The 25,881-nt window shown below is 73.2% G+C and carries 15 protein-coding genes, 2 pseudogenes and 1 riboswitch; of the genes and pseudogenes, 7 read left to right on the forward strand and 10 right to left on the reverse strand.

What is annotated here, in order from left to right; all coding sequences use genetic code 11:
• Positions 1 to 259: 259 nt before the first annotated feature.
• The gene (locus tag AC0KTA_RS14705; RefSeq protein ID WP_481056425.1) at positions 260 to 1,597 is read right to left on the reverse strand and encodes a cell division protein PerM; all 1,338 of its coding nucleotides are present in this window, start codon (positions 1,595 to 1,597) and stop codon (positions 260 to 262) included.
• Positions 1,598 to 1,713: 116 nt separating this feature from the next.
• On the opposite strand from AC0KTA_RS14705, the pseudogene AC0KTA_RS14710 reads away from it, so the two are divergent.
• Positions 1,714 to 1,945, forward strand: a pseudogene (locus AC0KTA_RS14710) (helix-turn-helix domain-containing protein); the annotation flags it as partial.
• Between the two features lie 670 nt (positions 1,946 to 2,615).
• Positions 2,616 to 3,492, forward strand: a pseudogene (locus AC0KTA_RS14715) (SigE family RNA polymerase sigma factor); the annotation flags it as partial.
• Between the two features lie 119 nt (positions 3,493 to 3,611).
• Here the strand turns inward: AC0KTA_RS14715 and sucD are convergent.
• The 7 genes from sucD to AC0KTA_RS14750 all read right to left on the reverse strand — a co-directional run bounded on the left by sucD (position 3,612) and on the right by AC0KTA_RS14750 (position 13,978).
• Positions 3,612 to 4,496: a succinate--CoA ligase subunit alpha gene (gene sucD, locus AC0KTA_RS14720; protein WP_481055591.1), complete on the reverse strand. Its 885-nt coding sequence runs from the start codon at positions 4,494 to 4,496 to the stop codon at positions 3,612 to 3,614.
• Positions 4,497 to 4,518: 22 nt separating this feature from the next.
• Positions 4,519 to 5,697: an ADP-forming succinate--CoA ligase subunit beta gene (gene sucC, locus AC0KTA_RS14725; RefSeq protein ID WP_481055592.1), complete on the reverse strand. Its 1,179-nt coding sequence runs from the start codon at positions 5,695 to 5,697 to the stop codon at positions 4,519 to 4,521.
• A gap of 464 nt (positions 5,698 to 6,161) precedes the next feature.
• On the reverse strand, positions 6,162 to 7,370 hold the full coding sequence (locus tag AC0KTA_RS14730; protein WP_481055593.1) for a hypothetical protein: 1,209 nt from the start codon (positions 7,368 to 7,370) through the stop codon (positions 6,162 to 6,164).
• Between the two features lie 113 nt (positions 7,371 to 7,483).
• Positions 7,484 to 8,482 (reverse strand): hypothetical protein, encoded by a 999-nt coding sequence (locus AC0KTA_RS14735; RefSeq protein WP_481055594.1) that lies wholly within the window; start codon positions 8,480 to 8,482, stop codon positions 7,484 to 7,486.
• A 128-nt stretch (positions 8,483 to 8,610) separates the two neighbouring features.
• Positions 8,611 to 9,747 carry a VWA domain-containing protein gene (locus AC0KTA_RS14740; RefSeq protein WP_481056426.1) on the reverse strand — a complete coding sequence of 379 codons (1,137 nt, stop codon included), beginning with the start codon at positions 9,745 to 9,747 and terminating at the stop codon, positions 8,611 to 8,613.
• Between the two features lie 281 nt (positions 9,748 to 10,028).
• Entirely contained in the window at positions 10,029 to 12,827 is a 2,799-nt protein-coding gene (locus tag AC0KTA_RS14745; RefSeq protein WP_481055595.1) for a DUF5682 family protein, read from the reverse strand.
• On the reverse strand, positions 12,824 to 13,978 hold the full coding sequence (locus AC0KTA_RS14750) for an ATP-binding protein (RefSeq protein WP_481055596.1): 1,155 nt from the start codon (positions 13,976 to 13,978) through the stop codon (positions 12,824 to 12,826). Before AC0KTA_RS14750 ends, AC0KTA_RS14745 begins: the two co-directional genes overlap by 4 nt.
• A gap of 200 nt (positions 13,979 to 14,178) precedes the next feature.
• Here AC0KTA_RS14750 and AC0KTA_RS14755 point away from each other — a divergent pair, with 200 nt between their 5' ends.
• Positions 14,179 to 15,552, forward strand: a complete 1,374-nt coding sequence (locus tag AC0KTA_RS14755) for an SWIM zinc finger family protein (protein WP_481055597.1) — start codon at positions 14,179 to 14,181, stop codon at positions 15,550 to 15,552.
• 169 nt (positions 15,553 to 15,721) lie between these two features.
• Complete coding sequence (locus AC0KTA_RS14760; RefSeq protein WP_481055598.1) at positions 15,722 to 17,347, forward strand: DUF5691 domain-containing protein; 1,626 nt, start codon at positions 15,722 to 15,724, stop codon at positions 17,345 to 17,347.
• 324 nt (positions 17,348 to 17,671) lie between these two features.
• On the opposite strand, the gene icmB is transcribed toward AC0KTA_RS14760, so the two are convergent.
• The gene (gene icmB / locus AC0KTA_RS14765; protein WP_037657649.1) at positions 17,672 to 18,088 is read right to left on the reverse strand and encodes a coenzyme B12-dependent isobutyryl CoA mutase small subunit; all 417 of its coding nucleotides are present in this window, start codon (positions 18,086 to 18,088) and stop codon (positions 17,672 to 17,674) included.
• 491 nt (positions 18,089 to 18,579) lie between these two features.
• On the opposite strand from icmB, the gene AC0KTA_RS14770 reads away from it, so the two are divergent.
• On the forward strand, positions 18,580 to 19,434 hold the full coding sequence (locus AC0KTA_RS14770) for an esterase/lipase family protein (protein ID WP_481055599.1): 855 nt from the start codon (positions 18,580 to 18,582) through the stop codon (positions 19,432 to 19,434).
• 458 nt (positions 19,435 to 19,892) lie between these two features.
• On the forward strand, positions 19,893 to 21,488 hold the full coding sequence (locus AC0KTA_RS14775; protein ID WP_481055600.1) for a M23 family metallopeptidase: 1,596 nt from the start codon (positions 19,893 to 19,895) through the stop codon (positions 21,486 to 21,488).
• A 96-nt stretch (positions 21,489 to 21,584) separates the two neighbouring features.
• On the opposite strand, the gene AC0KTA_RS14780 is transcribed toward AC0KTA_RS14775, so the two are convergent.
• Complete coding sequence (locus AC0KTA_RS14780) at positions 21,585 to 24,134, reverse strand: ATP-dependent DNA helicase (RefSeq protein WP_481055601.1); 2,550 nt, start codon at positions 24,132 to 24,134, stop codon at positions 21,585 to 21,587.
• 266 nt (positions 24,135 to 24,400) lie between these two features.
• Positions 24,401 to 24,556: riboswitch (cyclic di-AMP (ydaO/yuaA leader) on the forward strand.
• A gap of 8 nt (positions 24,557 to 24,564) precedes the next feature.
• Here AC0KTA_RS14780 and AC0KTA_RS14785 point away from each other — a divergent pair.
• Positions 24,565 to 25,800, forward strand: a complete 1,236-nt coding sequence (locus tag AC0KTA_RS14785; protein ID WP_481055602.1) for a C40 family peptidase — start codon at positions 24,565 to 24,567, stop codon at positions 25,798 to 25,800.
• Positions 25,801 to 25,881: the final 81 nt, after the last annotated feature.

A 25,881-nucleotide genomic window follows, 5' to 3' on the forward strand; every position in this document is an offset into this window, starting at 1 on the left:
TCGTCAATGGAGCGCCCGGCAGGCCTTGCACCTGCATCTCCCATCGGATGATGGACGTCTTTCCTTGGACCACAGACGCGCGACTCCCGTGCTGTGCACCGAAGTTACGCCATGATCATACACACGGACGCCGCCCCAAGTACAACTCCCGCCAGGGCAGACACCCGCCACCCGCCCTCGCTTCCCGCTCCCCACTGTGGGCAGTCGTGCCGCAGGGCGGCTCCCGCCCCTTAAAGGCAGCCCAGTCCGACGCCCACTGTCACGACAGGGGGTCACCCCGCTCGGGCCCCGCGGGCGCAACCGCCTGCGGTGCCGGAACCGCTGCCTCACCGCACACGGCCACGCCCCGCTTCCACCACCACCGCACCCCCAAAGCCACCGGCACCCCCACCACCCCGGTCCACGCCACAGCCGCAAGCCCGGTGAACCACCACACCGGCCCGAACTCGGCCAGCACCCGCACCCCCATCGGCCCCCCGGCCACCCCCGCGAGCCCGCCGCAGACGACCCCGCACAGCACCGCCGCCACCCCGGCCCCCAGAGCCGTCCGCCCCACCGACCAGGGAGCCTCCCCGCCCGTCGCCGCCCGAGCCGTGAACCACCCGAGCACACCCCCGGCCGCCACCGGCACCACCCCCACCGCCCACGTGAGCGGCGACCCGCCCCCGCCCTCCGGCACCGCCGCGAGCAGCGGAAACGCGGGTAGCAGCGGAGCGGTGTCCGCCCCGAGCGGCCCCACCACCGTCCCGGCCCCCAGCACAAACCCCGGCCCGAGTCCGTACGCCGCCCCCCACACCGCCGCGTTCGGCACCAGCGCGAGGGCAAGCAGCAGCACCGCGAACCGCCCCGACCACCCCGTGGTGACGTCCAGGAACGCGTCCCGCACCAGCCCCCCGTGCAGCACCACCGACACCCCCACCAGCAGCGCTCCCCCGCCCACCAGCACCGCCGTCCCCGCGGCGGCGGCCCGTCCCACGGCGGCCCCCCGTTCCCGTACGAAGCGACGTACCGCGTCCGGAATCCGCAGCCCGTCCACCGCGCGCCGCACCACCCCCGGCAGCGGCCCCGGCGGCCGCCCGTGCGCCGTCCACACGCCGAACCCGGCGGCCGCCGCCGCGAGCAGCGGCACGTGCCCCATCGCGCTCAGCCACGAGGGGCGCAGCTCGCCGCCCGCCGCGTACACCGTGGCCGCCGTCGCCACCAGCAGATAGCCGCCGACCACGCCCGCCAACGAGGTCCGTACCCCCATCGCCCGCTCGTCCGGGTCCGCCGCGTCGCGTGCCGCGCGGTGCACCAGCCAGGCCGGCAGGGCGAGCAGCAGCAGCGGCGTGACGCCCACCGGTGCGGGCGCGCCGGACAGCGTCTCGGTGCGGACCAGCTCCGTGCCGTGCGCGAGCAGCCACAGCGCGGCCGCCACGTGCAGCGCGCCGCCCGGCCCGCTGTCCGGGTACGGCGAACTGATCCACAGCCCCATCACCAGGACCGCGAACGCGCCGAGCCCGAGCCCCGCGGCGATCGCCCCGCCGAGCAGGCAGGTGCCGAGGCCCGGCGCCGCCTGCTTCCGATAGAGCGTCAGAGAACCAGCGTCATCGGTCATATGGGTCACGCGGTCATGGTCCCAACGACACGCGCTTTCGCCATGTAACGGGCGAATGCCCGAAGTGTCGCTCAATATACGTTTATGTACTTTTTCGGACGACGGATCGGCTAGCCATGTCACAGAGCCCTGCCATGCCGCTGCCGTCCCCCAAGGAACGCCGCAGGCTGCGCGAGGCGAAGTCGCTGAGCCAGGCCGAGGTCGCCGCGAAGATGGGCGTCTCCCGCGAGACCGTCCGGGCCTGGGAGGCGGGCCGCAAACACCCCCGCGGCCGCAGCCGCGTCGCGTACGCCCACCTCCTGGCGGGGCTCGCCGACGGCGGACCCGGCGAACAGTCCGCCGCCCCCGGCACGGCCCCCGGTACGGCCCCCGACTCCGGCCCCGCCGACGCGGGCCCGCCGAGGTCCGCGCGGAAGGCGCCCGGGACGGTGGCCTATGACCAGGAGGCAGGACCGGGACCGAAGCGAGGCGGGGGAGGCGGGGCGGCCGAGGCAGGCCCGAACGCGACTGCGGACGCGGCGGCGGGCCGGGACCCGGAGGCGGCCGCGGAACTGGTGGGCGCCCAGGAACCGGCGGCACCCCCGGCCACCGCGACGCACCTGGCGCCGGACCTGGACCAGAACCGGGACCTGGACCAAGACCAGGACCAGGACCGAGACCGGGTCCAGAACCGGGTCCAGGACCGGGTCCAGGACCGGGACCTGGACCGGGACCTGGACCGGGTCCGGGACCGGGACCTGGACCGGGTCCGGGACCGGGACCTGGACCGGGTCCGGGACCGGGACCTGGACCGGGTCCGGGACCGGGACCTGGACCGGGTCCGGGACCGAGTCCGGGACCGAGTCCGGGACCGGGACCAGGACCGGGACCAGGACCGGGACCAGGACCTGGACCGGGACCTGGACCGGGACCAGGACCTGGACCTGGACCTGGACCGGGACCGAGTCCGGGACCTGGACCTGGACCTGGACCGGGACCGGGACCGGGACCGAGTCCGGGACCGAGTCCGGGACCGGGACCGGGAGCCGGACCGGGACGCGGTCCCCGACCCCATGGCCGCCCCCGACCCCTACGCCAAGCGCCCCGTCCCCTCCCCCCACACCCCGGAAGCCGCCTTCGACGCGCTGTGCACGCGCACCGCGCCCTCCCTCGTACGGCAGGCGTACGCCCTGACCGGGCGCCGCGGTCTCGCCGAGGAATCCGTCGAGCGGGCCTTCCAGCACGCCTGGCAGCGCTGGCCGGAGGTCGCCCTGGACCGCGATCCGGCGAGCTGGGTGCGGGCCGCCGCGCACGAGTACGCGCTGTCCCCCTGGCACCGCTTCCGGCGCGCCCACCGCGCCCCCGGCACCCCGCCCGCGGAGGCCGCGCACCGCGCGGTCCTCACCGTGCTGCTGAGCCTGCCGCCCGCCCGGCGCCGTACGCTCCTGCTCTACGACGGCGTCGGCCTCGACCTGCCCGAGACCGCCGCCGAGACGGAGGCGACCACACCCACCGCGGCCTACCGCCTGCTGCACGCGCGCCGAGCCGTCGCCGATGCGCTGCCCGATGTCGGCGAACAGCCGGACCTCCTGCACCGGCACCTCGACGCGCTCGGCCGCACCGAGCGGCTGCGGCAGCCGCGGCCGGAGCGCGTCCGGCTCGGCAGCGAGCGCCGGGCCCGCCTCTGGACCCGCGCGGCCATCGCGTTCACGGCCCTGATCATCGGCGCCACCGCCCTCACCGTCCGCACCGCCCCCACCCGCTACGAGCCCCCGCAGTCCCCCGGCAGGGCCATCAGCGGCGTGCCCCCGCGGATGGGCCCGGGGCCGTTGTCGTACGAGGACGAGGCCCTCCGCGAGAAGCTCCGGGCCGAGCCGTACCACGGACCGGAACGCCTGCTGCCCGAGCTCAGATGACGTCAGCTCCGATGACCACGAAAGCGGGCCCGCACCCCGGCGAGGGGTGCGGGCCCGCTTTCAGTGACGGAAAGCCGTCAGCCAGTGACGGAAAGCCGTCGGCCGGGAAGACGAAGACGTCAGCCGGCGAGGATCGCGCGCGCCAGCTTCGCCGTCTCGGTCGGCGTCTTGCCGACCTTCACGCCGGCGGCCTCGAGGGCCTCCTTCTTCGCGGCGGCGGTGCCGGAGGAGCCGGAGACGATGGCACCGGCGTGGCCCATGGTCTTGCCCTCGGGCGCCGTGAAGCCCGCGACGTAGCCGACGACCGGCTTCGACACGTTCTCCTTGATGAAGTCCGCCGCACGCTCCTCGGCGTCGCCGCCGATCTCACCGATCATCACGATCAGGTCGGTGTCGGGGTCGGCCTCGAACGCGGCGAGCGCGTCGATGTGCGTCGTACCGATGATGGGGTCGCCACCGATGCCGACGGCCGACGAGAAGCCGATGTCACGGAGCTCGTACATCATCTGGTACGTCAGCGTGCCGGACTTCGAGACCAGGCCGATGCGGCCCGGCTTGGTGATGTCGCCCGGGATGATGCCGGCGTTGGACTGGCCCGGGGTGATGAGACCGGGGCAGTTCGGGCCGATGATCCGCGTCTTGTTGCCCTTCGTCTTCGCGTACGCCCAGAAGGCGGCGGAGTCGTGGACGGCGATGCCCTCGGTGATGACGACCGCGAGCGGGATCTCGGCGTCGATGGCCTCGACGACGGCGGCCTTGGCGAAGGCCGGCGGCACGAAGAGGACGGAGACGTCGGCGCCCGTCTTCTCCATGGCCTCGGCGACGGAACCGAAGACCGGGATCTCGGTGCCGTCGATGTCGACGTTGGTGCCCGCCTTGCGCGGGTTCACGCCGCCGACGATGTTCGTGCCGTCACCCAGCATGAGCTTGGTGTGCTTCATGCCCGTGGCACCGGTCATGCCCTGGACGATGACCTTGGAGTCCTTGTTGAGGAAGATAGCCATGGCTGTGGTTTTCCCTCGTCCCTTACTTGGCCGCGGCCAGCTCGGCGGCCTTGTCGGCCGCGCCGTCCATGGTGTCCACGCGCTGCACCAGCGGGTGGTTGGCGTCCGACAGGATCTTGCGACCCAGCTCGGCGTTGTTGCCGTCGAGACGGACGACGAGCGGCTTGGTGACTTCCTCGCCCTTGTCGGCGAGCAGCTGCAGCGCCTGGACGATGCCGTTGGCGACCTCGTCGCAGGCGGTGATGCCGCCGAAGACGTTGACGAAGACGGACTTGACGTCCGGGTCGCCGAGGATGATCTCGAGGCCGTTCGCCATCACCTCGGCGGAGGCGCCGCCACCGATGTCCAGGAAGTTGGCGGGCTTCACGTTGCCGTGGGCCTCACCGGCGTACGCGACGACGTCCAGGGTCGACATGACCAGACCCGCGCCGTTGCCGATGATGCCGACCTCGCCGTCGAGCTTGACGTAGTTGAGGTTCTTGGCCTTGGCGGCAGCCTCGAGCGGGTTGGCTGCGGCCTTGTCCTCGAGCTCCTCGTGCCCGGGCTGGCGGAAGTCGGCGTTCTCGTCGAGCGAGACCTTGCCGTCGAGGGCGATGACCTTGCCGGAGGCGACCTTGGCCAGCGGGTTGACCTCGACGAGGAGGGCGTCCTCCTTGACGAAGGTCTCCCACAGGGTCACGAGGATGTCGGCGACCTGGTCGGCGACGTCGGCCGGGAACTTCGCCGCCTTGGCGATCTCCTGGGCCTTCTCCTTGGTCACCCCCTCGTTGGCGTCGATCGGGGTCTTGGCGACGGCCTCGGGCCGGTTGGCCGCCACCTCCTCGATCTCCACGCCGCCCTCGACGGAGGCGATGGAGAGGAAGGTGCGGTTGGTGCGGTCCAGGAGGAAGGAGACGTAGTACTCCTCCACGATCTCCGGGGCCGTCTCGGCGATCATCACCTTGTGGACCGTGTGGCCCTTGATGTCCATGCCGAGGATGTTGGTGGCGTGCTCAACGGCCTCGTCGGAGGTGGCGGCCAGCTTCACGCCGCCGGCCTTGCCGCGGCCACCGACCTTCACCTGTGCCTTGACGACCGACTTGCCACCAAGCCGCTCGGTGGCCTCGCGCGCCGCCTCAGGCGTGTCGATGACTTCACCGGCCAGCACCGGTACACCGTGCTTGGCGAAGAGGTCCCTCGCCTGGTACTCGAACAGGTCCACGCGCGTCCGTCCCTTTTCAGTGATCTCGCGCCGCTGTCGCTAGTGCAGCGGCTTCAGTCTCTGCGTGCTCTGCGTGGGCGTGCCGCGAAGGGCAACGTGACTGCGCTGTCACAAGGGAGGCGTAGCCGAAGAGTCCGGTACGCGGCATGTCCGTCTCGCAGGTTATCGCCGTGGGACGTGGGTCCCTAAATCGCAGATCACATTTGCGCGGTGATGACGGTCACAGATCGTGCGGCGGGGGTGCGGGCGAGGGCTGCGGGGCGGGGTGTGTGCCGGGGCTGCGTGTGCCGGGGTGGGCCGGAGCTGCGTGTGCCGGGCTGCGTGCCTGGGCTGCGTGCCAGGGCTGCGGGCCGGGGCTGCGGGCCGGTGGCTCCGGGCGCCGCCCGGCGGTGTCCCGTCCGCGGGGATGCGCGCGCGGGCCCGTCGCAGGGGAGGGCGACGGGCCCGCGCGTTTGCTTGCGTGATCAGCCGTTGTACGTCGCCTGGTACGCGGCGTCGTACAGCGGGAGGCCGGTCGCGCCGCCGCCCGGCAGGTAGTCCGGGGTGACCGAGCGGGTCACGTCCTGGGCTCCGGCGACGGCGTTCCCGGCGAGCGACCGGGCGTCGGCGCCCACCGTGCCCGTCAGGTCCTGCGCGAACGGCTGCACGTCGGCGACCACGCCGCCCGCGAACGGCTGTACGTCGCCGACGGCGCCCCGGGCCAGGCCCTCGGCACTGCCGCCGACACCGGCCACGACCGGCTGGACCTGGTCGGTCACCGACTGGACGACCGGCTGCACCGAGCCGACCACGCCCCCGGCGAACGGCTGCACGTCCTCACCGACGACCGCCTGCGCGAACGGCGGCACGTCCGCGACGACGCCGCCCGCGAACGGCTGCACGTCACCGAGCACGCCCTGCGCCAGATAGCTCACGTCCCCGACCGCCTGCAGCGCCACCGGGACCACGCCGTCGACGGCGGTCCGGGCGATCGGCGGCAGCACGGATTCGGCGGCGCCGTCCACGACCGGGCTCGCGGTGGTGAGGGCGGCGCCGGCCAGGGTCTGGACGTCCTGCGTGGCGCCGCCCGGGACGGCGTCGACGATGCCGGGCAGGTTGTCGACGGTGCCGGGTGCGTTGCCGAGGGCGCCGGTGGCTGTGCCGGTGGCGGTGGCGACGGTGCCGTCGACGTTCCCGAGGTCCGGGGCGAAGGCGGAGAGGGGGCCGAAGAGGTAGTCGATCTCCCCTGCGTCCTTGACCTCCGTGACGTCCTCGACGCCCTTGATGTCGGGCACCTGGGACTCGACCTCGGACACCTTGCCCTGGACGTCCCGCACGCCGGAGAGGTCGACCTTGTCCTCGACGCCGGAGACGGTGCCCCGCACGTCGGAGACCTTGCCCTGCACGCCCGAGACCGTGCCCCGCACGTGCTTCACCGAGGACGCCTTCTTCTGCACGTCCTGCACGCCGCCCGGCACGACCTTCTTGACGTCGCCGAGCGTTCCCTTGACGTCCTTGACCGTTCCCTTGACGTCCTTGACGTCGTCGACCGAGTCAACGGCGTCGGACGCCTGGTCGGGCACGGCGACGGAGTGCGCGGGCAGTTCGTCCGCGCTGGCGACGGCCGAGCCGAGCGCCCACGCGCCGGTGACACCGGCGGCTATGACGATGGAACGGCGAATGTTCTTGTTCATGTGTACGTCGGATCCTTCGGATTCGTACTGGCTGTGGAACCGGCCCAAACGACCGGCGGGCAGACCTGTGCCGCCCCCGCGCGCGGCAGGTCGAGCAGGAGAGAAGGCCTGCCCTAGCCAGGGAATTCGAGGATGTCCCGGTGCCTCTCGCGTACCGGATCGGCACCGGCCGACGCACACGCTCCGGCCACCAGCCGGACCTCGCCGCGGCCACCGGGACCGGCCGCGCACTGATCGGCGTGACGCTGCGAACTCCCGTCACCCGCCGACTGACCACTCACACAACCGCCCGGCCGACCGGGCAGCGGCCCCGGCCCCTGCCCTCCGGTCCCGTGCTCACCGAACGCGGCACCGTCCAGGGCATCGCCCCACGCCCGCTCAACGGATCCGTCGCCACCCGGCGGCGTCCAACCGCGGTGCGGATACGAGGAGTCGAGGCTCGGCCCGTGAGCCGCCAGGCCACCGCGACGCTCTTCGCCGCCACGAGCCCCGCTCTCGCCCCCGCTGTCCTTGCCGCCCCTGCCGTCCTTACCGCCTTCAACGGCAGGCGGCGCGGGCGTCGTTGTCCCGGCCCCGGCGTCGTCGCCCTGCCCGGCACCCGTACCCGGCCGGGTCGGCTCGGGCAACAGCTCCTGGGGCTCGGGCAGTACGCGACCGGGCTCGGGACGCACCCGCCGGGCATCGGGCAGCGCGCCCGACCGCACGTCGTCCACGGCCCGCGCCGCCCCGTCGACGACGCCGCGCACGGGACGTACGACACGCTCCACCGCAGGCCGCGCACCGGACTTGACGGCGGGCTCGACCACGTCGGCCGTGGCGGCGGACTCGGTCGCCTCGGCCTTGCCGACAGGCTCGGTCGCCTCGGCCGTGGCGGCGTCCGAAGCACCGGAGGTACCCGGCGTACCGGGCACGCCCCGCGCCACCGACCGCACTACATCCGTCGTCCCGCCGACCGTCGTCGCCCCGCCGTCCGCCGCCCGCGCCCGCTCCCCGCACACGAGGCCGATGACGACAAGCCCGGCGAGCAGCACGAGCACCTGCAGCGCGCGCCGCCCGGCGGCCGCGCGCACGAAGCGCGCCGCCGCACCGGGCTGAACGGCTGCGGAAACCAAGGCGGGACGACCTTCCGTACAGCTATGAGGACTGGGGGGGGACGGGCACAGCGCGCGGAACCTCTCGCTCCGCGCGGGCGAAGGCGTAGATACTCGCACGAGAGCCGGGCCGTCGCGCAAGCCCCCTGCTACTGATGCGTATGCATGTCCGGTATGGGCAGCGGCCTTCTCTCGATCGCCGCCGCCATCACGTCCGGGAAGAGGTCGGGCGTGCAGGCGAAGGCCGGCGCGTCCAGGGCGGCGAGCGCCGCCGCGTGCTCGCGGTCGTACGCGGGCGCCCCTTCGTCGGACAGCGCGAGCAGCGTCACGAACTGCACCCCGGACGCCTTCATCGCCGCGACCCGCTTCAGCATCTCGTTGCGGATACCGCCTTCGTAGAGGTCGGAGATGAGCACGACCACGGTGTCCGCGGGGCGGGTGATCTGCGACTGGCAGTACGCGAGCGCCCTGTTGATGTCGGTGCCGCCGCCGAGCTGCGTGCCGAACAGCACGTCCACAGGGTCGTCGAGCTGGTCCGTCAGGTCCACGATGTTCGTGTCGAACACGACGAGCCGGGTGCTGATGGACCGCATCGAGGCGAGCACCGCCCCGAAGACGGAGGCGTACACCACGGACGCCGCCATCGAACCGGACTGGTCGACGCAGAGGATGACGTCCTTCTTCACGGACTGCGCCGCCCGGCCGTACCCGATGAGGCGTTCGGGGACGATCGTCTTGTACTCGGGCAGGTAGTTCTTGAGGTTGGCCGCGATGGTGCGGTTCCAGTCGATGTCGTGGTGGCGCGGCCTGCTGACGCGGGCGCTGCGGTCGAGGGCGCCGGTGAGGGTGGCCCGGGTGCGGCTCGCGAGCCGCTTCTCCAGGTCCTCGACCACCTTGCGCACGACGGCCCGCGCGGTCTCCTTTGTGGTCTCGGGCATCGCCTTGTTGAGGGAGAGCAGGGTGCCCACCAGGTGTACGTCCGCCTCGACGGCCTCCAGCATCTCTGGCTCCAGGAGCAGCGCGGAGAGGCCGAGGCGGTCGATGGCGTCGCGCTGCATGACCTGCACGACGGACGAGGGGAAGTACGTCCGGATGTCCCCGAGCCACCGCGCGACCGACGGCGCGGACGCCCCGAGCCCCGCCGAACGCTCCCGTCCGCGCCCCTTCTTCTCGCCGCCTCCGTAGAGCGACGCCAGCGCCCCGTCCATCGCGGCGTCCCGCCCGGCCAGCGCGCACCCGGTCCCGTCCGCGGCATCTCCCCCGAGCACCAGCCGCCACCGCCGCATCCGCTCCCCCACCCCACCATCGCCACCCGGGCCGGCGCCCTCGTCTGCGGCGCCCTCGTCTGCGGCGCCCGCGTCGACACCCGCGCCCACCGCGGCCCGCCCGACCGCAGCGCCCCTCACAGCAGGCGCGGGCCCTCTTCCGAGACCGGCGGAATCCAGCCCGTCCGGCGTTTGAGGACGAGGCCCGGAGGGCCGATAAAGGGGGGAGCGGGGGCGAAGCCCCCATGGTGCCTGGGGCCCAGACGAAGCACCCGCGTCCACTCCGGTCTCCACGTCCACCATCACGCCACCCCCACAAGCCGGTTCCGACTCCGTCCGGCGCCACCACCGGCGGCACCGCCCTGCCCAGCACGACCCCGCACCTGCCCGTCGCCGAGCCCCAACAGCAGGCCCACCACCGGAAGCACCGCGTCCGCCCGCTCCCGGTCCAGCTCCGCCGCGAACCCGGGCGCGCCCTCGGTCATGAGCGCCGCACCCGACTGCCCCGGCCCCCGGCGCACCAACTCGCCCAGGGTGCGCCGCACCCCTGGCTCGTACGCGGCGAACGTCCGCCGCAGCAACGGCAGTACGTCAACGAAGGCGTCCCCCGAAACCCCCGTCAGCCACGCGTCGACGAGCCCCAGCAGCCGCTCGTCGTGCACGAGCAGCATCCCGCCCCCGGCCCCGCCCCCGACGAACCCCTCGATCCACGCGGCGGCCTCCCCCGGCTCGGTACCGGGCGACAGGGCGAGCCCCATGAACCGCGCGGCCTCCCCCTCGGCGAGCACCCCGTCGTCCATCAACAGCCGCGCACACCGCCCCCGCACGACCCCGGCAACCCGCTCCCCACCAACAAGCCCCCGCAACACCCGCTGCCAACGCCCCCGAACGCCCCCGGCAAGCGGCGACTTCGGCAGCTGCGGCACCCCGGCCTCTGCCTCCACCGCTGTGGGCAATCGTCCCGCAGGGCGAGTGGGGCCTCCCCTGCTCGAGCAAGGTCGAGAGCTTGGGGAAGGGTGGGCACAGCCCACCTCGCCGGGCGCCTCTTCGTCCGACGTCGCCCCAGGCCCACCTGGGCCAGCCCCGCCGCCCTCGGCATCAGCCAGTTCCCCCAGCAACCCCACCGCCACATGCACCCCGTCGACATGCCCCCGCATAGCCGCCGCAGCGTCCGCGTCGAGCCCCGCGCACGCGGGAGCCAGCCCCACGAACACCCGCTCGGCCAGCCCGAGAGCGACCTCCCCCAAAGCCCCAGTGGACGTACCCCGCACATCCCCGTACCGCAACGACCGCACCAACGCGGGCAGCGCCTGCGCCAGATGCCCGACGTCCGCGTCGAGCGCGGCCCGGTCGGCGAGCACCCGCATCACCACGGGCAGCGCGTCCGGCAGGTCGGCCAGCAGACACCGCTCGGCCAGCGAGGTCACGTCGGCCAGCGCAGCCGCCCCCACCGCGTCCGCCTCGGCCTTGGCGGTGGCGGCGCCGACCACCGTGGTCCCCCACACCCCGGCTTCCGCGACCCGCACCGACAGCTCGGGCTCCCACCGCAGCCGCCAGGTCTCCCGGAACGTACCCGTGCTCCCGCGCGACTCCGCCGGCTCCCCCCAGCCGATCCCGAGCAGCCGCAACCGGTGCAGCAGCCGACTGCGCGCCGCGTCCGTCTCCTTGCGCAGGTCGAGCTCCAACTCCCGCTCCAGGGACTCCGGTTTGAGCCGGAGCCTGCGCTGCAGCCGGGTGAGGTCGCGCTGCAGCGGCACGGCCGGCGCCGACTCCGGCACTTCGCCGAGCACATCGCCGACCACCAGCCGGTCGTGCACCAGCGCCAGCGGCACGTCCGACCCCTCGCACATGACGGCCCGCACGGCGTCCATCGTCTCGGTGAGCCCCGGCAGCGGCCGCCCGCGCATCACGGCGAGCGTGTCGGCCAGCCGCACCGCCTCGATGACGTGCGCGGACGACACGAGCCTGTCCTCGTCCCTGAGCAGCCCCGCGACCTTCGTGAGCCAGCGCTCGACGGGCCGGTCGGGCGCGCCGAAGAGGTGGCCGTACCAGCCGGGCGAGTCGATGCCCGCCCCGTACCCGCTGTGCCGGGACAGCCGCCGGTGCGTCCACGGCACCCACGTCATGTCGACCTTGACCTTCGGGAGCCCCTTGAGGACCGCCCGGTCGGCGGCCACGGAGACCTTCTCGCGCAGCGCGGGCACATGCCAGGCCCCGCACACCACGGCGACGCCGTCACCCCCGAACTCCCGCTGCGCAGCCGGCAGTTGGAGCCGCATGTGTGCCTCGCGCAGCAGGTCCCGGTCGTGCCCGCCTCTGCCGTACGCCTCGCGCAGCGCCCCCATCGCCTCGCCGAGCGCGTCGAACGGCGCGAACGCGTCCCCACCGTCCGCCCGGTGCTCGACGACGTCCTCCCACCAGCGCTCCGGGTCGTCGTACCCCGCGGCCCCGGCGAGCGCCGCCAACGGATCGACCCGCACGGCCTCCTCCGCCGACACCGCGGACTCGGGCCCCGCGGCTTCTCCCGCGCCGCCCGGACCACGCGTCCCCGCAGGGGCACCGGCCGGATCCGTCGCACCCCCGTCGTCCGTACGCGAGCCCGCAGGCTCCGCCTCGCCGTCGGGGGCCGACGCCCCGCCGTCCGCGGACCCGGCCTCGTCGTCCGCTGCCCCGGTCTCGTCATCCGCGGGCGCAGCCACCTCGCCGCGCGCCAGCGCATGCGCGGCCGGCAGGTCCATGAAGCGCACCGGGACCCCGCGCCGCACCGCCCACTGGATCGCCACCCACTCCGGCGAGAACTCGGCGAGCGGCCAGAACGCCGAGCGGCCGGGCTCGTCCACGACGTGCGCGAGCAGGGCGACCGGCGGCCGCATGTCCGGCTCGGCGGCAAGACCGACGAGACCGTCCGCCTCAGGAGGCCCCTCGATCAGCAGCACCCGGGGCTCCGCCGCATCGAGCGCGGCACGCACCGCCCGCGCGGAGCCGGGCCCGTGGTGCCGCACCCCGAGCAGCAGCGGCCCGCCCGCCCCAACTCGGGAGGACCCGGCGGCACCGGCGCGCGCGGCCACACCGCGCCCGCGCTCCTCCTCCGTGGCCGTCATGCGCTCACCTCGCGGCAGGCGCGGTAGAAGTCCTTCCACCCGTCGCGCTCGCGCACGACCGCTTCCAGATACTCCTGCCAGATCACGCGGTCCGCCGCGGGGTCCCGCACGACCGCGCCGAGGATGCCCGCGGCCACGTCTCCGGGGCGCAGCACTCCGTCCCCGAAGTGCGCGGCCAGGGCGAGGCCGTTGGTGACCACGGAGATCGCCTCGGCCGTGGACAGCGTGCCGCTGGGGGACTTCACCTTCGTACGGCCGTCCGTCGTGATGCCGTCGCGCAGCTCGCGGAAGACCGTGACGACGCGGCGGATCTCGTCGATGCCCTCCGGTCCGGCCGGCAGGTCGAGGGAGCGGCCGATCTGGTCGACGCGGCGCGAGACGATGGCGACCTCGGCGTCGGCGCTCTCGGGCAGCGGCAGGACGACGGTGTTGAAGCGGCGGCGCAGCGCGCTGGAGAGGTCGTTGACGCCGCGGTCGCGGTCGTTGGCCGTGGCGATCAGGTTGAAGCCGCGGACGGCCTGCACCTCCTGGCCCAGCTCCGGTATGGGCAGGGTCTTCTCCGACAGGATCGTGATCAGCGTGTCCTGCACGTCGGCGGGGATGCGGGTCAGCTCCTCGACGCGCGCCGTCATGCCCTCGGACATGGCCCGCATCACGGGGCTCGGCACCAGCGCGTCACGGCTCGGGCCGTGCGCGAGCAACTGCGCGTAGTTCCACCCGTACCGGATGGCCTCCTCGGGAGTCCCGGCCGTGCCCTGCACGAGGAGCGTCGAATCGCCGCTGACCGCCGCCGCGAGGTGCTCGGACACCCACGTCTTCGCGGTGCCGGGAACGCCGAGCAGCAGCAGGGCGCGGTCGGTGGCGAGGGTGGTGACGGCGACCTCGACGATGCGGCGCGGCCCCACGTACTTCGGTGTGATCACGGTGCCGTCGGGCAACGTGCCGCCCAGCAGATACGTCGCCACGGCCCACGGCGAGAGCAGCCAGCGGGCGGGGCGCGGCCGGTCGTCCTGCGCGGCCAGCGCGGCGAGTTCGGCGGCGAAGGCGTCCTCGGCGTGCGGCCTCAGCGCCTGCCCGGCCTCCTCGGCCACGCCCGGCGCCGCCCCCGCGGACGTGGTGGCCTGCCCGGCCGGCTCCACGGAAACAGACATGGTGATCCCCCTCCAGCTCATGCACGCGACAGCGACGCGGCGCGACGCATGCGGCAGCAACGACGCGGTCTCGCCGACGGCTCGGCCGCGATGTGTTCCACCGTGCACCACGCCACTGACAATCGACCTCGGCACGGCACTGACCTGCGTAGATGACCGGAGCGTGACCGATTGTCAGTGCCGGGACCTACCTTCGACTCATGACTCAGCAGGGGGTTCGCTGGACGGCGGACCAGGTGCTGGCACTGGCACCTGACGCGTCGTCACAAAAGGCGGGAAGCAAGCTCGGCATCGCCGGGCCGTGGTCGCGAGCGGGCAGTTCGGGCGAGGGGGCCGTGTGGGGGCTGTGCAAGGGCAGCGGCAGCAAGCCGTATCAGACGGTGATAGACACCGCCGACGTGGCGGGACCGGCGTACAAATGCAGTTGTCCGAGCCGCAAGTTCCCGTGCAAGCACGCGCTCGGCCTGCTGCTGCTCTGGTCCGGCGAGGAGGACGGCCGGGCGGCCGTGCCGGACGGGGAGGCACCGCCGGACTGGGCGCAGGAGTGGCTGGAGGCGCGCCGCAACAGGGCAGAAGCAAAGCTGAGTTCACCCGCTCCCGGACCCGCCGCGTCGGCTGATCCGGACGCCGCGCGCAAGCGGGCCGAGCGCAGGGCGGAGCGGGTCACGGCGGGTGCGACGGAGCTGGAGCGGCGCCTGTCCGACCTGCTGCGCGGCGGCATGGCGGCGGCCGAGCAGGCGGGTTACGGCCTGTGGGAGGAGACGGCGGCCCGCATGGTCGACGCCCAGGCGCCCGGCCTTGCCGCGCGGGTGCGGGAGTTGGGCGCCATACCGGGCTCGGGCCCCGGCTGGCCCGCCCGCCTCCTGGAGGAGTGCGCGCTGCTGCACCTGCTCACCTCGGGCTGGCTGCGCCGCGACGAGCTGCCCGACGCCCTGGCGGCGACGGTCCGTTCCCGCACGGGCCTGCCCGCCTCGGCGCAGGGCCGCCACCTCCGGGACACCTGGCAGGTCCTCGCGCAGTACGACACGGCGGACAGCAAGCTGACCACGCGCCGCATATGGGTGCACGGCGAGCACTCCGGGCACACGGCCCTGCTCCTGTCGTACGGGGCGGCGGGCCGCGCCCCCGCCCTGGCCCTGCCGGTCGGCCTCGCCCTGGACGCCGAGCTGGTTCCGTACGCCGCCGACCCGGCGTCCCGGCAGCTCCGCGCGGACCTGGGCGAGCAGTTCACGGCGCCGAGCCCGGTCACGGGCCACCCGCCGGGGATACCGCCCGCCGAGGCGGCCGTCCGGTACGGCGAGGCGGTGCGCGACGATCCCTGGCTCGAGTCGTGGCCGGTCACCCTCGGCGGCGTCGTCCCGGTCCCGAACGGCGACGCGGGCTGGCAACTGGCCGACCCGGTCGGCGATCTGGCCCTGCCCATCGCCCCGTCCGCCGTGTCCCGCTCCGGCCTGTGGCGCCTGGTGGCCCTCTCCGGGGGCGCCCCCCTCACGGTCTTCGGAGAGTGCGGCCACCGGGGCTTCACACCCCTGGCGGCCTGGCAGCACGACAGGGCGGAGACCGTGCGGCTGTGACGTCCCGCAAAACCCCGGCAAGGACGAACCCGCGCAGCCCCGGCGAGCGAGAAGAGCGAGAAGCGGGTCCCGGAGTGACGCGTCAAGGCAGAAGCGAACCCCGGAGCGAAGCGTGAAGGCAGAAGAACACCGTGCAGGCAGAAGAACACAAGGAAAGGGAGGAGGGGAGATGACCGCACCCACCGCCGCCCACGCGGAGGCAGCCGGGCGCCACGCCCGCATCCCCTGGGAGGAGCTGGTCACGGCGGCACTCCTGGGCACGGACCGGCGCACCCCGCCGGTCGCCACCCCCGGCAGGGACGCCCCGGCGGCCCTCCTGGACGCCGCCGCCGTACAGACCGTGCGACGCCGGGCGGGCCTGCGCGCCGCCCCCGCGGCGGAGCGCCCCGAGCCAGCGCCCGAGGACGGCCGCCCCGTCGTACCGGCGGCGGCCCGGCGCAGGCTCGCGACGCTGCTCGCCGAGCACACGGGCGCGGGCGGCGGCCGCCGCGGCACCGCACCCGACCTGATGGAGCTGCTGCCCCAGTGGCTGGCCCTGGCCAACGACCGGGGCTTCACCGCGCCCCCGGAGCTCCTGCCCGCCCTCCTGAACGCGGCCCGCGGGCGCACCGACCTGCGCCCCCAGGCCCTGGCCTTCGCGGGCCCGCGCGCCCAGTGGCTGGCCCGGCTCAACCCGGACTGGAAGTTCGCGCTGCGCGCGGCACAGGGCCGCGCCCCCGCGTCCGGGCCGCGGCAGGAAGGTGAGATCCAACGCCGCTGGCAGGAGGGCCTGTTCGCGGAGCGTGTCGCACTTCTCGCCTCCCTCCGGGCCCATGAACCGGACGCCGCACGGGAGTTGCTGTCCAGTACGTGGACGACGGAGCGCGCCGAGGACCGGCTGATGTTCCTGGACTCGCTGCGTACGGGGCTGCGCCCGGCCGACGAGCCGTTCCTGGAGCGGGCACTGGGCGACCGGAGCCGCAACGTCCGCGCCACCGCGGCGGAGCTGCTCTCCGCACTGCCGGACTCGGCGCTCGCCGCCCGCATGGCGGACCGGGCCGCGTCCTGCGTGGCCCTGGACCGCACCGCGGGCACCCCCGCGCTCACCGTGGAGGCGCCGCACGAGTGCGACGCGGGCATGGAGCGGGACGGTGTCGCGCCGAAGCCGCCCGCCGGGCGGGGCGAACGCTCCTGGTGGCTCGGGCAGTTGGTGGAGGCCACTCCCCTGACGTCCTGGCAGAGCCGGCTCGGCGACCGCTCCCCGGCCGACATCGTGGCGCTGCCCGTGGCCGACGACTGGCGGAGCGAGCTGCACGCCGCGTGGTGCCGTGCCGCCGTCCGGCAGCGGGACGCGGAGTGGTCGAGAGCGCTGCTCGGCTCCCCGTCGTCGCCCGACGCCGCGGGCCCGGGGGCGGTGTCCCTCGCGGAGCGCGCCAAGCTCCTCACCACGCTGTCGGCGTCCGAACGGGCCGAGTGGGTCGCGGGGTTCATCGACGCGCACGGCCTGTCGGAGGCGTTCCAGTTGCTCGGGGTGTGCGGGGTGCCGTGGGCGCCCGCGCTGGGCCGCGCGGTGGTGGACGCGCTGAACATCGCCCGTGACGCGGGCAGCTACCCGTGGAGCTTCAGCGGGGTGATGGGCCTGGCGGAGCGCTGCCTGGACCCGGCGGAGGCGGTGCGCCTGGAAGCCCTGACGGCCGTACCGGACGAGCCCGAGGACGCCTCCCCCGGAGCGGGCGGCTACTGGTCGGAGGCCTTCCAGCGCCTCGTCAGCACGTTGCGCCTGCGCGCGGCGATGCGCGAGGAACTGGGCGGTTGAGGCGTGGGGCCGGGCGAGGGCCGCGTGGCGCGGGGGAGCGCACGGCACAGCCACCCCGGCCCCACGGCCGCACCAGCCGCACCAGCCGCACCAGCCGCACCAGCCGCACCAGCCGCACCAGCCGCACCAGCCGCACCAGCCGCACCAGCCGCACCAGCCGCACCAGCCGCACCAGCCGCACCAGCCGCACCAGCGTCAACGCCCTTGCGGCGCCCGAAGTCCCGTCCCCGGGACAAACGACGGCCCGGCCTCTGGGAGCACCAGGGACCGGGCACGACGCCCAGCGAGCCGGGGCCCGCCCCGACCCTCAGGAACCGCGGAGGCCTACGCCTCGGTCGGATGCCGCACGTTCTCGCGCACCCACTCCACGATGGCCGTCGTCGTCGCCCCGGGCGTGAAGATCTCGGCGACGCCCTTCTCCTTCAGGAGCGGGATGTCCTCCTCGGGGATGATCCCGCCGCCGAAGACCTTGATGTCCTCCGCGTCGCGCTCCTTGAGGAGCTCGATGACCCGGGCGAAGAGGGTGTTGTGCGCGCCGGACAGGATGGAGAGACCGATCGCGTCGGCGTCCTCCTGGATCGCCGTGTCGACGACCTGCTCGGGCGTCTGGTGCAGGCCGGTGTAGATGACCTCCATGCCGGCGTCGCGCAGCGCCCGCGCGATCACCTTGGCCCCGCGATCGTGGCCGTCGAGCCCCGGCTTGGCGACCACCACGCGGATCGGACCGGCTGCCACACCCATCACTGCCTCCATGTACAGAAAGCCGTCTGCGGAATTCCGGGAGCTCCAGGAATTCCGCCCGTGCAAGGAAAACCCGCTGTCCCGGCACGGTCACCCCGCGCCGCACCGGCCGGGCAGGTGAACGAACGTTATCTCCAGCATCGCGCAGCCCGCAGTTTCGTGGTGGAGAGCGAGGGGGAAATCACACGGTGGGACACGTTCGCTGCGCGCCGCTCCCGTTTCAGCCGGCAATCGGGCCGGATCCGCCCGGGCACCCGGGCCGCATCCCACCCGCCGCCGGGCCGCGTCGGGGGTCGCGCGAGGGGAGCCGCTTGCGAGGTCGCCGCACCACCGCGCCGTCAGCCGCACGGCGCGGTGGTGTCGGTGCGTCGCCCAGGAGCGCGCCACCGATGGCGCGCCGCACCGCGGGAAGGGCACGCCTCACTTCCGGCTTCCCATGAGAGGTACACGGGGGACAGAGGTGTCTTCCGCGTGCCGACCGGGAGGTCGACATGACGCTCACGAGGGTCCAGCCCTTTCGCCGCTGCAGCTCCTTGCTCCCCGCCACACTGGCGGGGCTCCCGCTCGCGCTGCTGAAGGCGACGGCGCTCGAACTCGCGATCCTCGCCGGACACCTCCTGCTCTATCCATCGGGCATCACGCAGGAGCGCAGGACGGCTCCCCCACCACCCCCACCGGACACCCCGTGCCTGCCCGCGCAGGACAAGCCCCCGGTCCTGCTCCTGCACGGCTTCATCGACAACCGCTCGGTGTTCGTGCTGCTGCGCCGCAACCTCGCCCAGCACGGCAGGCAGCACCTGGAGTCCCTCAACTACTCACCGCTGACCTGCGACATCCGCAGGGCCGCCGAGCTTCTCGGCCGCCACATAGAAGAGATATGCGAGCGCACGGGCCACTCCCGCGTCGACATCGTCGGCCACAGCCTCGGCGGACTCATCGCCCGCTATTACGCGCAGCGGCTCGGCGGCGACGTACGCGTACGCACCCTCGTCACCCTGGGCACACCGCACTCGGGCACCCGCGCGGTGCCGCTCGCGGACGCGCACCCAATCGTGCGCCAGATGCGGCCGGGTTCGGACGTCGTGGAGGAGCTGCGCGAGCCCGCGCCGGGCTGCCGCACGCAGTTCGTGAGCTTCTGGAGCGAGCTGGACCAGATCATGGATCCGGTGGAGACGGCCTGCGTCGACCACCCCGACCTGATCGCGCAGAACGTGCGCGTGTCCGGCATCGGCCATCTCGCCCTGCCCGTGCACCCCGCCGTCGCGGCGGCCATCCGCCAGGCCCTGGACCTCGCGGAGCCCGGCGTGGACACCGCCGCGCCCGCCAACGGCCTGACGGTCGCCTGACGACACACGGCATGGCGGAGCGGTCGGCTCCACCCGGCGGCTCACCAGGAGGCCTCGGCGAGCATTTCGCCGCCATCGACGTCCACTTCGCACCAATTCGATCCTGAAGACGCCGAGTTGGACGGTCCGTCGCCGGCTCATCGCGCCGGACCTGCGCGGCTTCGGCGCGTGACCCCCGTCTTCCGGAACGCGTTTCGTGGCCGTGCACGTCTTCCGGAACGCGATTCGTGCCCCGCCGGCCCGCGATTCCGTACCCCGCCGACGCGCGATTCCGCTTCCCGAACTCGAACGAATCTCGAACACAGAGCCAAAGCTGTGCCCGGGGACCGCCGAAAGGCGGCCGAATGCCCGTTTCCTGCGAGCGGGAAACCGGGCGAAGATTGTCGCGCCCTCATACCGCCGGGTACAGTCGCGGCACTGCTCTGCCAGCCCATGCTGTCGAGGCGAAAGAGAAGTTGGTGAACGACCGTCACCCGCCGGAGCCCCCCACTCCGGGCCCGGCACCCGACGCCGACTACGCGCCCTATGGGTCATACGACCAGCAGAGCGCGCAGCACGTCGGTTACACCGGGTACGACGGTTACGAGGGATATTCCACCGGCACCTTCTCCGCCACCGGTTTCAACGCCCCGGGCGGCTATGACGCAACGGGCGGCTACGACACTTCCGGTTCCGGTTTCGCCGTGCCCGCCTCGGGATTCGCCGCCGATCCGCTCTTCGGCGACATGCCGGGCGCCGGCCACGACACCGGCCAGTGGTCCACGACCGGCCCGCAGCCGACCCTCACGTACGACGCGTACGGCGCGCAGACCGCGTACGACACGGGCAGTCACGACACCACGGCCGCATGGGGCGGCGGGTATCAGCCGCTCGCGGACATCCCGTCCCAGCCGGGCCCCGACTCCACCGCCGCCTGGGGCGCCACCGCCTGGAACGAGGCACCGGCGACCGGCCAATGGCCCACCCAGGCCTTCGACACCGGCGCGTACGACGCCACCGCGTGGAACTCCGGCGGCCACGAGATGTACGACGGCCGGCAGCACGACCCGTACGAGGCGTCCCAGCAGAACGACGCCTACGAAGCCCCGCAGCACGACGCGTACGAGCGCGACACCACGTACGACGCGCAGGCGCAGGACAGGTACGACACCGGCGACGCCCCGCACGCGTTCGCGCCCGACGAGGTGCCCACCGACAGGCTCGGCGGCATCGAAGCGGGCACCGACCACGGGGACCCTGCCGGGCACCCGGAGGTCGCCGCCGCCGACCGCCCGGAACGCCCCCGCCCCTCCCGGTCGGGCGCGTCCCGCGGACGCTCCCGCGGACGCCGCTCCCCCGCCAAGCGTTCGGCGCTGTTCACCGTCGCCGTGCCCTCGGCGTGCGTGATGGGCGTCGCCGGTGTGGCCGCGGCGTCCGTCGGCAATTTCGGCGGCGGGGACGAGGACAAGGACGCACGGGCGTCCGCGCCGGACCCGGCGACCGTGAAGCCGTCCGCCGCGAACAACAAGCTCGACACCCAGTTGGCCAACCTCTCCGCGGACGCGGGCGACTTCGCGGACCGCGCGAGCCGCACGCAGGAGCGCATCGACCTCAAGGCGCAGAAGGAGGCGGCGCACAAGAAGGCCGTCGCGGAGGCCGCGCGCAAGGAGCGGCTGCGGCCCAAGTTCGCGCTGCCGGTCGCGCAGCGCGGCCTGAGCGCCTACTACGGGCAGGCGGGCATCAACTGGATGTCCGTGCACTCCGGGATCGACTTCCCGGTGTCGTACGGCACGGAGGTCAAGGCCGCGACCGACGGCACGGTCTCCACGAAGTACAACAGCGCCTACGGGAACATGGCGATAGTGACCGCCAAGGACGGCACGGAGACGTGGTACTGCCACCTCTCCACGCACAAGGTCGCCAGCGGGCCCGTGAAGGCGGGCGACACCATCGCCTACTCCGGGAACTCCGGCAACTCCACCGGCCCGCACCTGCACTTCGAGGTGCGCCCGGGCGGCGGCTCGGCGATCGACCCGCTGTCGTGGCTGCGCAGCCACGGGCTCGACCCGACGTAGGACCCCCCGACGTAGAACACCCCCCTGTGGGGGCAACTCCAGCCCCCGTCGCTGGAGTTGCCCCTTGAGAGTGTCTCCCGCGGCCCGCGGTGAGTGCTACAGCTTTTCTACCGGCGCATATCGCAGCAGCAGCCGCTTCGGCTTCTCCTCGCCGAAGTCCACCGTCGCCTCGGCGTTCGCCCCCGTGCCCTTCACGCCGACCACCGTGCCGAGGCCGAACTGGTCGTGCGTGACGCGGTCGCCGACCGCCAGCGAGACCACCGGCTTCTCCGACGCGCGGCGCGTGGCGAAGCCCTGCGCGCCGCCCGCGCGCGAGCGCGACGACGACAGCGAGGAGGCGACCGAGGCGGCGGGCCCGGACGACGCGGGCGCGCCGACGGAGCCCGTCCGCTTCCAGTCCAGATGGGCTTCCGGGATCTCCTCCAGGAAGCGCGACGGCGGGTTGTACGACGGCTGGCCCCAGGCGCTGCGCATGGAGGACCGCGTCAGATACAGCCGCTCCCGCGCGCGTGTGATGCCGACATACGCCAGGCGGCGCTCCTCCTCCAGCTCCTTGACCTGGCCGAGGGCGCGCATGTGCGGGAACACGCCGTCTTCCATGCCGGTGAGGAACACGACGGGGAATTCGAGGCCCTTGGCTGTGTGCAGCGTCATCAGCGTGATGACTCCGGAGCCGTCGTCCTCCTCGTCGGGGATCTGGTCGGAGTCGGCGACGAGGGCGACGCGCTCCAGGAAGTCGGAGAGCGACCCGGCGGGGGCGGCACCCTCCGGGGCCTGCGGAGCCTCCGGGGCTTCCGGGGTCTCCGCGCCCTCGGCGGCGGGGTTGGCAGCCTCGGCGGCGGGGTTGGCAGCCTCGGCGGCGGTGTTGTCCTGCTCGAACTCCAGGGCCACGGCGGCCAGCTCCTGGAGGTTCTCGATGCGCGTCTCGTCCTGCGGGTCGGTGGAGGACTGCAGCTCGGCGAGATAGCCGGTCCGCTCAAGCACCGCCTCCAGGACGACGGCCGGGCCCGCGCCGGACTCGACGACGGTGCGCAGCTCCTCCATGAGCGTGTTGAACCGCTTCACGGCGTTCGCCGAGCGGGCCGCCATGCCGTACGCCTCGTCGACGCGGCGCAGCGCCTGCGGGAAGGAGATCTTCTCGCGCTGCGCGAGCGCGTCGATCATCGCTTCCGCGCGGTCGCCGATGCCCCGCTTCGGTACGTTCAGGATGCGGCGCAGCGGGACGGAGTCCTCGGGGTTGGCGAGGACCCGCAAGTACGCGAGGACGTCGCGGACTTCTTTGCGCTCGTAGAAGCGGACGCCGCCGACGACCTTGTAGGGCAGGCCTACGCGGATGAAGATCTCTTCGAAGACACGGGACTGCGCGTTCGTGCGGTAGAAGATCGCCACGTCGCCGGCCTTGGCCTCGCCCGCGTCGGTGAGGCGGTCGATCTCGTCGGCGACGAACTGGGCCTCGTCGTGCTCGGTGTCCGCCACGTACCCGGTGATGCGGGCACCCGCTCCCGCGTTGGTCCACAGGTTCTTGGGGCGGCGGCTCTCGTTGCGCTCGATGACGGCGTTGGCGGCGGTGAGGATCGTCTGCGTGGAGCGGTAGTTCTGCTCCAGGAGGATCGTCGTCGCGTCCGGATAGTCCTCCTCGAACTGGAGGATGTTGCGGATCGTGGCGCCGCGGAAGGCGTAGATCGACTGGTCGGCGTCGCCCACGACGCACAGCTCGCCCGGCTCCTGGTCCTCTCCGGAGGGGCCCACCAGCTCGCGCACGAGGGCGTACTGCGCGTGGTTGGTGTCCTGGTACTCGTCGACCATCACGTGCCGGAAGCGGCGGCGGTAGTGCTCGGCGACGTCCGGGAATGCGCGCAGGAGGTGGACCGTCGTCATGATCAGGTCGTCGAAGTCGAGCGCGTTGGCCTCGCGCAGCCGCGACTGGTACATCGCGTACGCCTCGGCGAGGGTCTTCTCGAAGCCGTCGGCGGCCTGGGCGGCGAAGTCCTCCTCGTCGATCAGCTCGTTCTTCAGGTTCGAGATCTTGGCGCTGAAGGACTTCGGCGGGAACTTCTTCGGGTCCAGGTCGAGGTCGCGGCAGACCAGGGCCATCAGGCGCTTGGAGTCGGCGGCGTCGTAGATCGAGAAGGAGGACGTGAAGCCCAGCTTCTTGTACTCACGGCGGAGGATGCGCACGCAGGCGCTGTGGAACGTCGACACCCACATCGCGCCCGCGCGCGGGCCGACGAGCTGCTCGACGCGCTCCTTCATCTCGCCCGCGGCCTTGTTCGTGAAGGTGATCGCGAGGATCTGGCCGGGGTGCACACCGCGCTCCGCGAGGAGGTACGCGATGCGGTGGGTCAGCACGCGCGTCTTGCCGGAGCCCGCGCCGGCGACGATGAGCAGGGGGGAGCCGGCGTGCACGACGGCCGCGCGCTGGTTCTCGTTCAGGCCGTCGAGCAGCGCCGCCGGGTCGATCGCGGGACGGGGGGCGCCGTCCCTGTAGTACCCGTCCCGGGGTGCGGGCGCGTCGAACTTCCCGTGGAACAGGTCGTCCGGAATGGGCTCCGGGGCGCTGTCCTCGGGCGGCGGCGGGGGTTCTTCCTCGTGGCCCTGCGAGGGCTTGAGGTCCGCCAGGAAGCTGTCGTCAAAGAGGCTGCTCATCGCCTCCCGAGTCTAGGCGGCCCCACTGACAACCCGCCCCGGGTTCCGGCAGGCCGCCCAGGTTCCGGCCATCCCTGCGCTGCGCGCCCGGAGTGTCACGCTGCGCCACGACCGGGGCGGGCCCGCGTCAGGGCGGCGCCAAGGGCTTCGTAAAGTCACGAAAATGTATCGGGCATATCGAACATCAACCTTCCCTCGCGCCGCACGAGTTGGCTAGCGTGCTGCGCGGGCCGCACGTCCCCCCACCGGCGATCCCCGCCGGGCACGCGCGGCCTCCGCCGAGTCCGACGCGTTCGGAGCCGGGGACCCACCATGTTCCTGGGGTGAATCGGTCCCGTACGTAGTACGGGACGGTAGGGCAGCCTTCCGAAATACCCGCCCGAACCCGACAGCTAACCCGGTAGGCGGTCCACGGAAGGAGTCGCCAGCCTTGGCGTCGCACCGCAAGCCGCGCAGCCGCTCAGCCCTCATACGCACGACCCCGGCCCTCGGCATCACGACGGCCGCCCTCACGTCGGTGGCCCTGCTCTCGCAGAGCGCGAACGCCGCGCCGTCCGCCCCCGCCGAGCCCGGGAAGCCCAGCCTCGAAGAGGTCCAGAAGAAGGTCGACGACCTCTACCACCAGGCCGGAGTGGCCACGCAGAAGTACAACTCCGCCAAGGAGCGCACCGACAAGCAGCGCAAGAAGGTCGACCGGCTCCTGGACGACGTGGCCAAGCGCACGGACAGCCTGAACGAGGCCCGGCAGGAGCTCGGCTCCTTCGCCGCCGCGCAGTACCGCACCGGAGGCGTCTCCGAGACCGCCACCATGATGCTCGCCGACGACCCGCAGGGCTTCTTCGACCAGAACCACCTCGCCGACCGGCTCACCAGCCGCCAGAAGAAGGCCGTCGACGACTACCAGACGCAGCAGGCCGCCGCGACCAAGCAGCGCACGAAGGCCGCGAAGAGCCTGAAGACGCTCGGCGACTCGCGCGACGACCTGAAGGCGAGCAAGCAGACCGTCCAGACCAAGCTCACCAAGGCGCGCTCGCTCCTGTCGAAGCTGACCGCCGAGGAGAAGGCGCGGCTCGCCGCGATCGAGAAGCGGAAGGAAGAGGCCGCCAAGCGCAAGGCCGCCGAGCTGGCGCGCAAGCAGGCCGAGGCGGAGCGCAAGCGGAAGGCGGAGGAGGCCGCGGAGCGGCGCGAGCGGGAACGGGAGCAGGGGCAGGACCAGGGGTCCGGGTCGGGCTCGGGTTCCGGTTCCGGTTCGGACACCGGCTCAGGATCGGGGTCGGGCTCCGGGTCGGGCTCGGGCGCCACGGACGGCAGCTACGCCGCCAAGGCCGAGAAGGTCATCGCCTTCGCCGAGAAGCAGATGGGCAAGCCCTACGTGTGGGGCGCCACGGGGCCGGACTCCTTCGACTGCTCCGGCCTCACCCAGGCCGCCTGGAAGACCGCCGGCATCTCCCTGCCGCGCACCACCTGGGACCAGGTGAAGGTCGGCACGACCGTGCCGACCTCCAGCGCCAAGCCGGGCGACCTGGTCTTCTTCTACGACGACATCAGCCACGTCGGCATCTATATAGGCAACGGCAAGATGATCCACGCCCCGAAGCCGGGCGCGAACGTCCGGGTCGAGTCGATCTACTACATGCCGATCCACAGCGTGGTGCGGCCGGCGTAATCGCTGTCTCCGTAGAGGGGCCGACAGGAATCGGCGCCTCTACGGAGAGGGACGACACACGTGCGTGCACGCCCCGGGCCT

This window comes from Streptomyces sp. Y309 (assembly GCF_056712025.1).

What these genes read in the sequence shown, in the direction of transcription:
- AC0KTA_RS14730 (WP_481055593.1), bottom strand. Translation starts at nt 7,370, where the DNA reads ATGAACAAGAACATTCGCCGTTCCATCGTCATAGCCGCCGGTGTCACC.
- AC0KTA_RS14760 (WP_481055598.1), top strand. Translation starts at nt 15,722, where the DNA reads ATGACCGCACCCACCGCCGCCCACGCGGAGGCAGCCGGGCGCCACGCC.
- sucD (WP_481055591.1), bottom strand. Translation starts at nt 4,496, where the DNA reads ATGGCTATCTTCCTCAACAAGGACTCCAAGGTCATCGTCCAGGGCATG.
- AC0KTA_RS14750 (WP_481055596.1), bottom strand. Translation starts at nt 13,978, where the DNA reads ATGTCTGTTTCCGTGGAGCCGGCCGGGCAGGCCACCACGTCCGCGGGG.
- AC0KTA_RS14740 (WP_481056426.1), bottom strand. Translation starts at nt 9,747, where the DNA reads ATGCGGCGGTGGCGGCTGGTGCTCGGGGGAGATGCCGCGGACGGGACC.
- AC0KTA_RS14745 (WP_481055595.1), bottom strand. Translation starts at nt 12,827, where the DNA reads ATGACGGCCACGGAGGAGGAGCGCGGGCGCGGTGTGGCCGCGCGCGCC.
- AC0KTA_RS14755 (WP_481055597.1), top strand. Translation starts at nt 14,179, where the DNA reads ATGACTCAGCAGGGGGTTCGCTGGACGGCGGACCAGGTGCTGGCACTG.
- AC0KTA_RS14780 (WP_481055601.1), bottom strand. Translation starts at nt 24,134, where the DNA reads ATGAGCAGCCTCTTTGACGACAGCTTCCTGGCGGACCTCAAGCCCTCG.
- AC0KTA_RS14770 (WP_481055599.1), top strand. Translation starts at nt 18,580, where the DNA reads ATGACGCTCACGAGGGTCCAGCCCTTTCGCCGCTGCAGCTCCTTGCTC.
- icmB (WP_037657649.1), bottom strand. Translation starts at nt 18,088, where the DNA reads ATGGGTGTGGCAGCCGGTCCGATCCGCGTGGTGGTCGCCAAGCCGGGG.
- AC0KTA_RS14705 (WP_481056425.1), bottom strand. Translation starts at nt 1,597, where the DNA reads ATGACCGATGACGCTGGTTCTCTGACGCTCTATCGGAAGCAGGCGGCG.